Annotated in this window: 9 protein-coding genes, 12 tRNA genes and 2 rRNA genes; all 23 read right to left on the bottom strand. The window is 50.3% G+C overall.

The window, feature by feature from the left end:
- Nucleotides 1–68 precede the first annotated feature (68 nt).
- Complete coding sequence (locus tag FPZ49_RS18750; RefSeq protein WP_144849772.1) at nt 69–776, bottom strand: YhfC family glutamic-type intramembrane protease; 708 nt, start codon at nt 774–776, stop codon at nt 69–71.
- Nucleotides 773–1351, bottom strand: a complete 579-nt coding sequence (locus FPZ49_RS18755) for a helix-turn-helix domain-containing protein (RefSeq protein WP_186445906.1) — start codon at nt 1349–1351, stop codon at nt 773–775. Before FPZ49_RS18755 ends, FPZ49_RS18750 begins: the two co-directional genes overlap by 4 nt.
- 209 nt (nt 1352–1560) lie before the next feature.
- Nucleotides 1561–3390 carry a glutamine--fructose-6-phosphate transaminase (isomerizing) gene (gene glmS, locus FPZ49_RS18760; protein ID WP_144849776.1) on the bottom strand — a complete coding sequence of 610 codons (1830 nt, stop codon included), beginning with the start codon at nt 3388–3390 and terminating at the stop codon, nt 1561–1563.
- A 480-nt stretch (nt 3391–3870) separates the two neighbouring features.
- Nucleotides 3871–5211: a phosphoglucosamine mutase gene (gene glmM, locus FPZ49_RS18765; RefSeq protein ID WP_144849778.1), complete on the bottom strand. Its 1341-nt coding sequence runs from the start codon at nt 5209–5211 to the stop codon at nt 3871–3873.
- 131 nt (nt 5212–5342) lie between these two features.
- Complete coding sequence (locus FPZ49_RS18770) at nt 5343–6650, bottom strand: CdaR family protein (protein ID WP_144849780.1); 1308 nt, start codon at nt 6648–6650, stop codon at nt 5343–5345.
- Nucleotide 6651: 1 nt separating this feature from the next.
- Nucleotides 6652–7458 carry a diadenylate cyclase CdaA gene (gene cdaA / locus FPZ49_RS18775; protein ID WP_144849782.1) on the bottom strand — a complete coding sequence of 269 codons (807 nt, stop codon included), beginning with the start codon at nt 7456–7458 and terminating at the stop codon, nt 6652–6654.
- 138 nt (nt 7459–7596) lie between these two features.
- Nucleotides 7597–8208: a zf-HC2 domain-containing protein gene (locus FPZ49_RS18780; RefSeq protein WP_144849784.1), complete on the bottom strand. Its 612-nt coding sequence runs from the start codon at nt 8206–8208 to the stop codon at nt 7597–7599.
- A 77-nt stretch (nt 8209–8285) separates the two neighbouring features.
- Nucleotides 8286–8852 (bottom strand): RNA polymerase sigma factor SigW, encoded by a 567-nt coding sequence (sigW, locus tag FPZ49_RS18785; RefSeq protein ID WP_144849786.1) that lies wholly within the window; start codon nt 8850–8852, stop codon nt 8286–8288.
- Between the two features lie 216 nt (nt 8853–9068).
- Nucleotides 9069–11858: a phosphoenolpyruvate carboxylase gene (ppc, locus tag FPZ49_RS18790; RefSeq protein WP_144849788.1), complete on the bottom strand. Its 2790-nt coding sequence runs from the start codon at nt 11856–11858 to the stop codon at nt 9069–9071.
- A 182-nt stretch (nt 11859–12040) separates the two neighbouring features.
- Nucleotides 12041–12111 (bottom strand) — tRNA-Gly (locus FPZ49_RS18795).
- Nucleotides 12112–12119: 8 nt separating this feature from the next.
- Nucleotides 12120–12196 (bottom strand) — tRNA-Pro (locus FPZ49_RS18800).
- A 55-nt stretch (nt 12197–12251) separates the two neighbouring features.
- A tRNA-Arg gene (locus tag FPZ49_RS18805) sits at nt 12252–12328 on the bottom strand.
- A gap of 7 nt (nt 12329–12335) precedes the next feature.
- Nucleotides 12336–12410: transfer RNA gene (locus tag FPZ49_RS18810), tRNA-Gly, on the bottom strand.
- Nucleotides 12411–12598: 188 nt separating this feature from the next.
- A tRNA-Leu gene (locus FPZ49_RS18815) sits at nt 12599–12678 on the bottom strand.
- Nucleotides 12679–12701: 23 nt separating this feature from the next.
- Nucleotides 12702–12774 (bottom strand) — tRNA-Lys (locus tag FPZ49_RS18820).
- Nucleotides 12775–12779: 5 nt separating this feature from the next.
- Nucleotides 12780–12854: transfer RNA gene (locus FPZ49_RS18825), tRNA-Gln, on the bottom strand.
- 7 nt (nt 12855–12861) lie between these two features.
- Nucleotides 12862–12937 (bottom strand) — tRNA-Thr (locus FPZ49_RS18830).
- Nucleotide 12938: 1 nt separating this feature from the next.
- Nucleotides 12939–13014 (bottom strand) — tRNA-Val (locus tag FPZ49_RS18835).
- An 8-nt stretch (nt 13015–13022) separates the two neighbouring features.
- A tRNA-Glu gene (locus FPZ49_RS18840) sits at nt 13023–13097 on the bottom strand.
- Between the two features lie 6 nt (nt 13098–13103).
- Nucleotides 13104–13179 (bottom strand) — tRNA-Thr (locus FPZ49_RS18845).
- 1 nt (nt 13180) lies between these two features.
- Nucleotides 13181–13256 (bottom strand) — tRNA-Asn (locus tag FPZ49_RS18850).
- Nucleotides 13257–13267: 11 nt separating this feature from the next.
- Nucleotides 13268–13384 (bottom strand): 5S ribosomal RNA (gene rrf / locus FPZ49_RS18855).
- Nucleotides 13385–13444: 60 nt separating this feature from the next.
- A 23S ribosomal RNA gene (locus tag FPZ49_RS18860) occupies nt 13445–13527 on the bottom strand; the annotation flags it as partial.

Raw genomic sequence — 13527 nt, forward strand, 5'->3', positions numbered from 1 at the left:
AGCCAAGCAGAGTAAGGCTTCAAAACAATTCATTCAGCCGCCAAAAGAGACTCCTACCGGGGTCTCTTTTATATTGTAAGTCCAAGCACGAGAATAGCTGTACCTACGATCGCGATCATCAGCTCGGTTTGGACAATCGATTTTTTCGCTAGCTTGAGTGCCGTTAAATTGACAATGCTATGCAGAGGTATGAATAGGACAACCAACCATGGGTAGTGGGCAACTAGAAGCGTAAAGCCGATATGCAGTGCGCTGGCAAAAATCCGTTCGATAACCCCCCACAACGGACTGGTATTTAATTGTCCCTGCATTCTAAGCATTTCTTTGGCTTGAACCGCCTTCTCATCGGTACGATGAGCAAGCGAAAGAATAACAATGATATTGACCATCGTGAACAACACTTCCACAGCCGCCCAGCCTTGACCAACGGAGAGGGACCAGGAAAAAGCCGTGCTGGTTACCATCAAGACGACTAAGCGCACACTTTCCTCCAATACGCCGGAGGAGCCTACAATGATCGCGGTTGTTTTCTCTTGGCTTAATTTCATCTTCATGACGATGGCACTTAAAGGCCCCCTTAGGAATAAGGCGATCACCCACCCAAGGGCACCTAAACCAAAAGCGTTCCACTCCATCGCCCCCCCGCTAAAGTAAAAAGCCACCGCATACAACACCGGCACCAAAAGATATAGCGGCAAAAAATATTTCGCTTTATGCGCTGCTTTTTCAAACTGTATGTGCGTCGCTTCTCTTCCATCCACAAGATTCTGTGTCATTCCTCATCCATCTCCTCCTGAAGATCTGCACGATGCTGGTCTGGCTTCGCCCCTGGAATGACGATGGTTGCAATCGCCCTCCTTCTCCGCTCACCGCTCGGCTCGTTTCCTACATGCTTCGTCAGTAAGGCACGCATGTCTTGAAGAAGCTGCATGTATTCTTCATCGCTCAAATAAAGCTCTATTTCTCTAAACGAAACCCCGTCTTTAACCAAATCATATCCGTCTTGTCCTAGATATCGTCCATACTCCCCTATCAAATGGCCAACGAATTTCATAAACAACTCCATATGGTCAGTTGAATTCATGGTTTTCAAATCATGCTGCGAGATGTCTGCCCCATGCTTAGCAAGAGCGTATACTTTCTCGATCGTTCCACGAATTGGCTTTCGCTCGACGACTTCAATCAAGTTTGCTTTATGCAGCATATTTAAATGACGGTACATCGTCGCCTGAGGCACGTCCGTCAAAATGTCCGAGATTTGCTGCCTAGTCCGCCGAGCCCCGCCGACTAAGGCTTGAATGATTCGCATACGTATTGGATGAAGAATTAAATCAGCACTTGATTTGCTCAATCTAACCTCCTCCTTCACCAAACTTTTATTATCATTATCAATAATGATAATATTTAACCGCAATTTTGTCAATCCAAGTTTAATAAGTGATTCCATCGACTATAACTCACTCAGCCGACCTAACAATATGTATCAAATAAAGCATATGGGGCTTGCTCCGAAAACACAAAAAAGCCCCAATGATTGTTACCTCATCGGGACTTACTACCTTACTCTACAGTAACGCTCTTCGCCAAGTTTCTTGGCTTATCAACGTCGTTGCCGCGAGCCAGCGATGCATAGTAGCTGAGCAGCTGCAGAGGCACGACCGACAACGCCGGTGTAAGCAGCGGCAATGTCGCAGGGATGGCAAACACTTGATCTACGACCTTCGCCAGCTCCGCTTCACCTTCCTCATGAATGCCGAACACGTGCGCGCCGCGCGCTTTTACTTCTTTAATATTGCTAACCGTCTTCTCGAACAGATCGCCTTGAGTCGCCAGAGCAATGACTGGAATGCCTTCTTCGATCAACGCGAGCGTCCCGTGCTTCAGCTCTCCTGCCGCATACGCTTCGGAGTGGATGTACGAGATTTCTTTCAGCTTGAGCGAGCCCTCCATCACTACGTGATAATCCAGGCCGCGGCCGATGAAGAACAAGTTGTTGTGCGTGGAGACTTGCTCTGCCACACCCTTGATCGTCTCGGATTGCGCCAAGATGTGCTCTACCTTTGCAGGAAGCTCTTGAAGAGCACTGACAACATCAGCGATATAAGCTTCGTCCTTCGTTCCCAGCGTTTGCGCCAAGTACAATCCGAACAAATAGAAGGCAATCAGCTGCGAAGTGTACGCTTTGGTGGAAGCCACGGCAATCTCAGGACCGGCCCAGGTCACGATCACATCGTCAGCCTCACGCGCAACGGAGCTGCCAACGACATTCGTAATCGCTAGAACACGAGCGCCATTTCGCTTCGCTTCGCGAAGGGCAGCAAGTGTATCCGCAGTCTCACCGGACTGGCTCACCACGATGACCAGGGTTTGCGGTGTAATGATCGGGGAACGATAACGATACTCCGAAGCGACGTCCGTCTCTACTGGGATGCGTGCCAAGCTCTCGATCACGCTTTTCCCTACAAGACCTGCATGATAGGCAGTACCGCAAGCTACAATATGAACATTGCGGATTGCTTTGATCTGCTCCGGTGTCATACCAATTTCGTTCAGAACGACCTTCTTGCCCGTTGCATCGATTCTGGACCCCATCGTATCCCGGTACGCTTTAGGCTGCTCGTAAATTTCCTTCAGCATAAAGTGGTCGAAGCCGGCTTTTTCCGCCGTTACGATGTCCCAATCGACATGAAATAATTCCCGGGAAATAAAATTCCCCTCTAAAGTCATTAATTCGACACCCTCACGTGTCAAAACGGCCATTTCACCGTCATTCAAGATATACACGTTTCGAGTATATTCGAGGATTGCAGGAATATCGGAGCCGATGAAATTCTCGCCTTCGCCCACGCCAATGATCAGCGGGCTTTGCAAACGAACAGCTACCAGCTTATCTGGTTCGTACTCGGTCAACACGCCAAGAGCAAAAGCACCTCTCATACGCGTTACCGCTTGTTGAACGGCTTTCACAATGTCGCCTTGATACAAGCTGGCGATCAAGTGCGAAATGACTTCCGTATCGGTCTCGGAAACGAAGACGTGCCCTTGAGCCGTCAGTTCTTCCTTGAGGGAAATATAGTTCTCGATAATCCCGTTATGAACGACGGAAAATTTCAACGAATTGTCCGTATGCGGGTGGGAATTGATGTCCGACGGCTTACCATGAGTCGCCCAACGCGTATGCCCAATCCCAATCGTTCCGTTCAGCGGCTCATCACCGAGCTTCGTTTCCAGTACCGCCAAGCGGCCTTTGGACTTCTTCACTTGCAGACCTTCCGTCGTATATACAGCCACACCAGCGGAATCATACCCGCGGTATTCCAATTTTTTAAGACCCTCAATCAAAATATTTTGGGAATTCCGGTTTCCCACATATCCAACAATACCACACATATATTCAGAACCTCCTGATTGTCAAAGAATAAGATAACTCATATAAAACTCTATGCCTGACCCCGTCGAACCTTTGTCGGCCCGGTCGCCCGGACGTTTTGTGTTTCGACTTAACGGTTTGGATCACACCGGAAGGCCCCCGCCGAATGCTTCGAACACCTTCACCTCGTCAACTTGGAAATCATCGCTGGACTTTGCCTCTGCGTTGTCTAAAAAGAGTAAGAACCCGTCCGCCGATTGGGGGACGATTAGACCGAATGACGCAGCAAACATAAGACTAGGATGCATTTCGCAAGTTCTGGCGCTTAAAATGACAAAAAAAACCTACCCACCTTTCTCTTATGAGTAAGACATATACACATCTTATTCATTTTCAGTCTAAAGTGCAACAACTATTTTCACAAGCGTTTTCATACAAGCTTTAAAATGTAAAACTCCCCAGAAGCCTTGTGGCATCTGGGGTTTCCCGTTTCTATGAAACTATGATAGCTCTCGCTGAATGACTTCAACGATTTGCGCAACGTAGGCTTCGACTTGTTCCTTGTCCGGCCCTTCCGCCATGACACGGATGAGCGATTCCGTCCCAGATGGGCGTACCAGCACGCGGCCGTTATCGCCAAGCTCATCCTCCACTTTGCGAATCGCTGCTTCTACGACAGCGTTGTCCTTCAGCTTGCTCTTGTCCGCGACACGCACATTCACGAGCTGCTGAGGATACTTGCGCATAATCCCTTTGAGCTCGCTGAGCGTCCGCCCGGATTGAACCAGCGTATCCATCAATTGCAGCGCTGTAAGAATTCCGTCACCGGTCGTATTGTAGTCGAGAAAAATCACATGCCCCGACTGCTCACCACCGAGATTGTACCCGCCTTTGCGCATTTCTTCCATGACGTAGCGGTCGCCTACCGCGGCTTTGATCGCTTTCAGCCCCACCGCTTCAATACCTTTAAAAAAGCCGATATTGCTCATGACCGTCGTTACAATGGTATTCTCACGCAGCTGACCCGCTTGATTCAGCGCATGACCGCAAATACTAAGAATAAAATCACCGTCAACTTCTGCACCGTTCTCATCGATTGCAATCAAACGGTCCGCATCCCCGTCAAAAGCAAGCCCAATATGTGCTTTCGTCTCCACCACGAGCTTTTGCAAAGCTTCCGGATGGGTCGACCCACAATGATCGTTAATGTTGCGCCCGTTCGGCTCCGCACCGATGGCAATCACTTCAGCGCCCAACGCTTCAAACACCTTTGGCGCCAACTCATAAGCCGAACCGTTCGCGCAATCCAGCACAATGCGGAATCCCTTAAACGACGATTTCACAGTCGATTGAATATACTCCAGGTATTTAAATTTCGCCTTTTCATCGTCCGTCACCGTGCCGATGTCCCCACCTGTCGGCCGCGGCAGCTCGTCCATTTCAGCATCCATCAGACGCTCAATTTCAAGCTCTGTCTCGTCGGACAGCTTATACCCGTCAGCGCCAAAAAACTTAATTCCGTTGTCTTCTACTGGATTATGGCTCGCCGAAATCATAACGCCGGCATCCGCTTTGAGCAGCCGCGTTAAATAAGCCACCCCTGGCGTGCTGATGACCCCAACGCGAATTACGTTCGCACCGATGGAGAGCAAGCCCGCGACCAGCGAAGCTTCCAGCATCGGACCGGAAATCCGTGTATCCCGACCAATAATGACGTTCGGTCTTTCTACTTGTCCTGCCAATACATAACCGCCACAGCGGCCAATTTTATATGCCATTTCCGGCGTAAGCCCCGAATTGGCGACCCCGCGGACACCATCCGTGCCAAAATATTTTCCCATGTTTAACTTTCCTCTCCCCAGCGATTCTCTTCTATTCTGGAACTCATTTCATTATCCCTGAATTAATTCCTATGGTCAATTGCCCAAATACGGCTAATTGCACCAATCTAGACGCAAGCGAGGGCGCTTTTTCAAGCGCCCGGCTTGGCCTCCGTTCCTGCTGCAGCGCCGCCACTCGCCCCTGTCTCTGGCTTCGCCGATTGGGTCTGCGTCTGCTTCGCACTGATCTCCACCGTAGCCTTAAAGTCCTGCTGCGGGCCCTTCTTGACGAACGTAGGCAAATTCCACGTGACCGCCACTTCATGCTTCCCAGGGGGCAGATTGCTCACATCGACGATCGCCTGCACATCCTGCGGCTTCAGCTTCTCAATGAGCGCCGGCGCACCTTCCACCGTCAAATTCATTTGACCGGATTCTGGCAGCACGACCTTCGTGTCGAAGCCGTCATTTTGTCCGATGATAGATAACGGAATGGCTTCCAGCGTCTTGGTCACGGAAGGCACAATACTTACACTAACCGTCACTTTATCCGGATCCAGCTGTTTTACATCCTTGAGCAGCGGAATCGCCAGCGTAAAGTCCTTACTATCCTTCAAATCCGACAAGCTGACCTGCGGTCCTTCATAAAATTCAAGCCGATCCAGCACATTCTGCGGTCCGTACACCGTCACCTTGTCCGTGCTCTGGCGAATCGAAGCAACTGCAAAGCCCCGCGGCGGCTCCCCAACCAGCTTCAGCTGCAAAGGCACCATCGTGAAGGGACTCGTGATTGGCACCTCGACGTCGACAACCGCCGGACTGATCGTGGCCATCTCCATCGGCTTCCCGTTTTTATCGTATGCGACCAGCTTTACTTTGCTGGATACAGCAGATTGCGCCTTCTCTACGTTCACATCGGCTCGCACCGACTCTACCGCATCATAGCTGCCGCTAGGCACAGCCACAGTCACCTGCATCGGCTTGATGATCGGCTGGCCTGCCTTCATCCCTACGGCCGGAATTCCCGTTACATTGACGGTTACCGGCATCGATTTATTTTTCTTCTCATCTACCACGACTCTAACGGATGGGGGACTTACTTTCACTACGACATTGCTTGGAAATCCAACCGGGTTCAGCGGCAGCACATGATCGCCCTTGCCCACCTTAGTCAAATCCAGCTCGATTGAATACGTGGCCGAATTCATCACTTTCTTCAGCACGGAATCGCGTCCCGATATACTGACCGTGACCTGAGCCGGATCAATCAGCTCCACATAATATTGATCCGTATCGTACTTCGGCGTCACCGACACGTTCCAAATCTTTTCTTCCTTCGTACCCGAAGTTGTCGAGCCGCTAAGCGAGCCTCCATCCATCCGGACTACCGCCCACAGCAAAATGCCGATAATAAGGGCGACAACCTTAACGACGTTCGTATTACGCAGCCATTGATCCATGCTAACGCCCCCTCCATTTCCAAATGGAGTTCTTCTCCTTAGCCTTTGCCTTCGACTTCAATTCCTCGAACAGCTTGGCCAGCAGTGCGTCTTCCTTAATGTCTCTTAACACATGACCGTTCATCGCGAGCGAGACTTGTCCCGTTTCTTCCGATACGATTACACAGATCGCATCCGATACTTCGCTCATGCCAATGGCCGCCCGGTGACGTGTCCCCAGCTCCTTGCTGATAAATGGATTCTCCGACAACGGCAAATAGCATCCCGCAGCCATCAGCTGATGCTTACGCATAATGACCGCTCCATCATGGAGAGGGGTGTTCGGCACAAAAATATTAATTAACAGCTCCGAGCTAATATGCGACTCGATCTGGATCCCGGACTCTACGTAGTCATTCAGTCCCGTTTCCCGTTCAAACACCATCAGCGCCCCGATTTTACGATGTGCCATATAATTGACGGCCTTAAGCACCTCATTGATCCGTCGATTCACATCCTGATCCTCTTCGATCGTCGTGCGGCTGAACAGCTTCCCGCGGCCTAATTGCTCCAGCGCTCTACGCAGCTCCGGCTGAAAAATGATAATGACGCCTACGAGTCCAAAAGTAAACATCTGATTCATCATCCACTGCAGCGTGTTCAGCTTAAACCAGGAGCTCAGCGCCCACGTCACGACCACTACCAAAATCCCTTTCAGTAGCTGAATCGCCCGAGTTCCCCGAACCACTAAAATCAATTTATAAATAACGTAGCTGACAATGCCTATATCAATAATATCTTTTATGCTGATATCTGTAATCCAATCCATCGCGTTTGCCCCCAAACGTGCCGCGGTGATTTTCTTTCTCTCTATCTTGTCCTTCTTAGATCATAACATATTTACAGCAAAAAACCCTCCCTTTATACCAAGCCATAGGGAGGATTTATGAAAATTGGTCCTGCCGGCCTATTTATTGCCGGATATTTGTTCGAACCATTGGTTCATTTTGTACCACATCCAGCTGAATGCCTCGTCTATTTTCATGACCTGCCCGGAAATGTGCGCGGTAGACGCCATATTCACCGAGCCGTCGATCACCGTTAGGCTGCCCTTAATCTCTCCGTCCACCTGCGTGTTGCCGTTCTCTACCGTCAAATCCCCCGCTACAGTCGTTCCAGCCGGAACGTAAACCGTATTTCCTTTAATCACTACCGACTGCAAGTCCGTCCCTTTCACCAAAAGCTCCTGATCCTGATCCCAACTGGATACGAAGCTGGACAGCATCACGAGGCAAAACACCGCAGCCACCGAAGCGGCCGGATGCTTGCGGATCCATCGTGTAAACCCATTCTTACGCTCCACCGGCGGCAGCGCCTGCATAATCCGTTCCGTTAACCCTTCCGGCACCTCTACAGGAGGCCACGCGGCTACCAGCGCCTCCAGCTTTTCGAACTGCTGCAGCCGCTTCCGGCAGCCCGGGCACGCGAGCAAATGCTCTTTGAGCTCTATCGCATCCCGTCTTTGCAGCCCTCCGTCCAAATATTCGTGCAGTAAAGGGAGCGCTTCAGTACAATCCATAAGTAGCCGCTCCTTTCTTCTCCATAGTGAGCTTGTGTATTACAATACGTGCGAAAGTGAGTTATGTTTCAGCGACATCATAAGATCTGCTCTAATTTTTTTCGCAAAAAGTCCCGCCCCCGGTGCAGCCGAGTTTTAATCGTCGTGACAGGCATCTTCAGCACATCGCTGATTTCCTGTAAAGATAAGTCCTGCAAATAACGCAGAATGACGACCGCCTTATACTTCTCAGGTAGCGTCTCGATTGATTCGCGAATTTGCACTTGCGTTTCAGATAATACGATCTGATCATCCGGCGCAGTATCCTCACTCGCGAGCGTAGCGTACCAGTCGTTCCCCTCGCCATCATGGATTTCTGCGTCCAGCGAGTAGGTCGCTTTGCGTTTGCGCAAGCGGTCGATACATAGATTCGTCCCGATCCGATAAATCCAGGTAGAGAACTTCTGCTGTTCATCATAGCGCTCTAAATTCGTATACACTCGCAAAAAGGTTTCCTGCACGATCTCTTCCGCCTCATGACGGTTATGCAGCATCCGGTAAGCGAGATGATAAATTTTATCCTTGTACAGCTCCACCAATTCGGCAAAAGCCGCGCGGTCCCCACCACGAGCCAGCTTGGCGAGCCGGGTATCCATTTGATTCACCGACCTACCTCCAACGTTCAGCAAACAGACAATACATTTCCTTCCAACAGAAGAATCATACCAAACTCCGGCACCACATGTACAGTTTCGCTGTTTTCCTCCATAGTATGTCTACGGCTGAGCCCTTACATTGGTTTCAACTCATGTGAAAAAAGCCGGGCCATCTGGTTAACCCAGACGCCCGACTTTTCGGTATCAGCTTGCTCTTTCAGGCCATCAGCCCGTATTGCGAAGACCTGCGGCAATGCCGTTAATCGTAAGAAGCACCTCGCGCAGCATGAGTGCATCGTCATCGCCTTGATCGCGAAGCGCGCGCAGCTCTTGCAGCATTTTAACTTGCATATAGCTAAGTGGATCAACGTAAGGGTTACGGAGACGAATCGACTCTTGAATGACCGGTACGTTATCCAAAATCTCCTGCTGCCCTGTGATCATCAGAATCAGCTCGGAGGTCCGCTGGTATTCCTCTTGGATCAAGTTGAAAATCCGCTCGGCAATACCTTGATCCTGAATCATGCTGCCATATTCCTTGGCGATGAGCAGATCCGCTTTGGCGAGTGCCATCTGCAGATTGTCGATCAGCGACGAGAAGAAGGACCAGTTCTTATACATATCCTTCATAACACTCAGATGCTCAGGGTTTTGCTGGTAGTAGCTGTAGAGTCCAGATCCGGCTGCATACCACGCAGGCAGCAGATACCGGCTTTGCGTCCACGCAAACACCCATGGGATGGCGCGAAGATCCTCGAACCGATCGCTATTTTTCCGCTTGGAAGGACGGGAACCGATGTTGAGCTCTCCAATCTCCGGCAGCGGCGTAGATTCTTTGAAGAAGGTCAAGAAATCCGGATCGCGGAATATCAGGTCTTGATACTTCTGCTGAGCACTTTCAGAAATCCCGACCATAATGTCTTCATACTCTGGCTGATCCGCACTCGTTTGCGGGTTACGCGCCCAGAGCGCACTCGTGATCAAGGCCGATGTAGCCTGCTCCAGGGAGCGATAAGCAATCCCCTTCATGGAGTAACGGGAAGAGAGTACCTCGCCTTGCTCCGTGATCTTGATGCCTCCACCGATCGTATCGGCAGGCTGTGCCATAATACTGCGGTTCAGCGGCATGCCGCCGCGACCTAAAGCACCGCCGCGACCGTGGAAAAACTTCAGCTTCACATCAAAAGGCTTAGCTGCAGCCGTAATGCTGCGAAGCGCTACACGAAGCTCCCAGTTCGCCGTAATCACGCCGCCGTCCTTATTGCTATCCGAATACCCCAGCATAATTTCTTGCAGGTGATTCGTGCTATTTAAGCTGTTCCGGTAGGCCGGAATCTGGAAGAGCGTCGACATAATCTCCGGTGCTGCATGCAAGTCGTCGATCGTTTCAAACAGCGGTACCGACTGCAGCGTGCAGGTTACGGATCCGTCTGCATTGTGCAAGTACAGTCCAGCTTCTTTAGCGAATACGAGCACTTCAAGAAGGTCACTAGCCCCTTGCGTCATACTGATCAGATAGCTGGAGATACACGCACGACCAAACTCTTGTTGTGCCTTTTGAATAATCCGGTACACATCGAGACATTCTCTTGTATTCTCCGAATAGCTCAAGTAGGACGAAGTGATCGGTCTTGGATCGTTCAAAAGATTCGTAAGCAGCTCAATCTTCTGCTGTTCAGCCAACTCCGCGTAGTTTTCGCAGATGCTCATTTTCGCCAAAATCTCGGTCATCGCCGATTCATGCTCTTTACTGTGCTGACGCACATCCAGAGTGGCCAGGTGGAAGCCGAAGAGCTCCACTTGACGGATCATCTTCGCGATATGTGAGTCCGCAATGAAATCAGCAAAATGATTCCGCAAGCTGCGCTCAATCACTTTCAAATCTTCTATCAACTCGTTAGGGCTGTTGTATTTCTGGGTGCTCGGCACATTCGGGTTGGCCGTATTTTGAATCTTGCCGATCATATATTTTACTTTGATCCGGTATGGCTCTTTCTCGTTGCGCAACAGGTCATCAGAACGAAGATCGATATTTTCTCTATCCGTTTGAATAGAGTCCAGCAGCTCTGACGTCACTTCCACAATGCTCTTGCTGAAGCTCATATGCTCCATCAGATCATGAAGCAGCTCCTCGTATTTATCCAGAGCCAGCTTCCGGTGCATCGTCAGCGTTTCCCAGGTGATATTCGATTTTACCGAAGGGTTACCGTCACGGTCCCCGCCAATCCATGAACCGAATTTCAGGAACGTAGGTACATGCCAAGCTTCTTCCGGATAGTACTTGTCCAAACAGCGCTCTAGCTCCTGATACACTTGCGGCAGAACATCAAATAGCGTCTCGTCAAAATAGTACAGCCCGTTGTTCACTTCGTCGATAACCGTTGGTTTACGGTCACGGAGCTCGTCAGTCTGCCAGAGCGTAATGACTTCACCAAGCAATTGCTCACGCAGCTGTTCTCTTTCCCGGAACGTCAGGTTCGGGTTATCCAGCTCCATCACGCGGTTCGCAATGCGTTGATGGATGTCGAGCACCGCGCGGCGAGTAGCTTCCGTCGGATGCGCCGTCATAACCAGCTCCAGCGAGATTCCTTGGAGAATGCCTTGTACCTCATCCGCATTGATATTCTGCGATTTGAGGCCGCGTACAACGTCTTCGATAGAACCCGGCTGCACATTCTCTCCAGCAGTTCTTTCATAGTCGCGCTTCCGGCGAATCCGGTGGTTCTGCTCAGCAATATTAATCAGCTGAAAATAGATCGCGAACGCCCGAATCACCTGATGGCGGATCTCAGGATCCAACCCACTTACCGTGTCTTTAAACTCCGCATACATTTCAGGTGTGTACTGTGCGCGCAGCGATTTACTCATCTCTCTAATTTTCTCTACGATGGTAAACAGCGCGTTACCGCCTTGATGAACCAATACCTCGCCCAGAATATGCCCCAGAAACCGAACATCTCTACGAAGCAGATTGTTGGACGTGCTTTTGTTAATGATGCTGACTGAATCCGACATGGTTCTCCTCCATCCTAACTTTGCAAGTCAAAAAAACAGTATTTTAAACATTTTAACACAACCTTGGGCTCCGATGTAGCCCATTTATGCGGTAAAGCGAAAAAAAGTCGAAATTTGTCGCATGCTGTATACAAAAATAAGCCCATACGCTATTGGGCGTACAGGCTTATCTCGTTTCAAAAAGCGGGTGATGGGAATCGAACCCACGCTACCAGCTTGGAAGGCTGGAGTTCTACCATTGAACTACACCCGCAAAATAAGTGGTCGGGACGACACGATTTGAACATGCGACCCCCTGGTCCCAAACCAGGTGCTCTACCAAGCTGAGCTACGTCCCGTTGTTATGAATGCTGCAAGTGTAATCAGGGCATGTACTGCTCTGATATGTCTTAATGGCGTGCCCTGAGAGATTCGAACTCCCGACCTTTTGATTCGTAGTCAAACGCTCTATCCGGCTGAGCTAAGGGCACAAACTATTGGAGCGGAAGACGGGAATCGAACCCGCGACCCTCGCCTTGGCAAGGCGATGCTCTACCGCTGAGCCACTTCCGCATTTTTATCGTCGTTTTGTTTCAACAGCGACAAGAAATAATATATCACATATTGAGATAAAATGCAAATGTTTTTCATAATAAAAATCAAAAAAATTTATCCCTTTAGCTGGCGGCAGCTATAATAATACTAAATAGTAAGCAAAAAACCTTCAACAGCTAACTGTCGAAGGTCTTCCGTCGATCTTATGCGCGTAGAGGGACTTGAACCCCCACGGTCTCCCGCTAGATCCTAAGTCTAGTGCGTCTGCCAATTCCGCCATACGCGCGCATAAAGGATCTAAAAGAAAAGTGAGCCATGTAGGACTCGAACCTACGACACCCTGATTAAAAGTCAGGTGCTCTACCAACTGAGCTAATGGCTCGTACATGGCTGGGGATCTAGGATTCGAACCTAGGCATGACGGAGTCAAAGTCCGTTGCCTTACCGCTTGGCTAATCCCCAGTATGCATGGTGCCGTCGAGAGGACTTGAACCCCCAACCTACTGATTACAAGTCAGTTGCTCTACCAATTGAGCTACAACGGCGTGGTGGAGGCTGACGGGATCGAACCGCCGACCCTCTGCTTGTAAGGCAGATGCTCTCCCAGCTGAGCTAAGCCTCCATGGGAAATGGTGACCCGTAGGGGATTCGAACCCCTGTTACCTCCGTGAAAGGGAGGTGTCTTAACCCCTTGACCAACGGGCCTTGCACTGGAGCTTCCAACCGGGATCGAACCGGTGACCTCATCCTTACCATGGATGCACTCTACCTACTGAGCTATGGAAGCGTGGCTCCCCGAACAGGACTCGAACCTGTGACAACTCGATTAACAGTCGAGTGCTCTACCAACTGAGCTATCAGGGAATATAATATCCGCTTGGCGACGTTCTACTCTCCCAGGACCCTGCGGTCCAAGTACCATCGACGCTGGAAGGCTTAACGGTCGTGTTCGGGATGGGTACGCGTGGTTCCCTTCCGCCATCATCACCAAACGGATTGTTCAGGATTTGCACCCTGAAAACTGGATTCGAAACAAAGCTCGCTGAATCGTTTTGGATAAGCCCTCGACCGATTAGTATTCGTCAGCTCCACACGTTGCCGCGCTTCCACCCCGAACCTATCTACCTCGTCGTCT

The organism is Paenibacillus cremeus (assembly GCF_007786445.1).
GTDB lineage: Bacteria > Bacillota > Bacilli > Paenibacillales > NBRC-103111 > Paenibacillus_G > Paenibacillus_G cremeus.

Excerpts from the sequence above, each read along its gene's own strand:
- FPZ49_RS18750 (WP_144849772.1), bottom strand. The coding sequence starts at position 776 with ATGACACAGAATCTTGTGGATGGAAGAGAAGCGACGCACATACAGTTT.
- glmS (WP_144849776.1), bottom strand. The coding sequence starts at position 3,390 with ATGTGTGGTATTGTTGGATATGTGGGAAACCGGAATTCCCAAAATATT.
- glmM (WP_144849778.1), bottom strand. The coding sequence starts at position 5,211 with ATGGGAAAATATTTTGGCACGGATGGTGTCCGCGGGGTCGCCAATTCG.
- FPZ49_RS18770 (WP_144849780.1), bottom strand. The coding sequence starts at position 6,650 with ATGGATCAATGGCTGCGTAATACGAACGTCGTTAAGGTTGTCGCCCTT.
- cdaA (WP_144849782.1), bottom strand. The coding sequence starts at position 7,458 with ATGGATTGGATTACAGATATCAGCATAAAAGATATTATTGATATAGGC.
- FPZ49_RS18780 (WP_144849784.1), bottom strand. The coding sequence starts at position 8,208 with ATGGATTGTACTGAAGCGCTCCCTTTACTGCACGAATATTTGGACGGA.
- ppc (WP_144849788.1), bottom strand. The coding sequence starts at position 11,858 with ATGTCGGATTCAGTCAGCATCATTAACAAAAGCACGTCCAACAATCTG.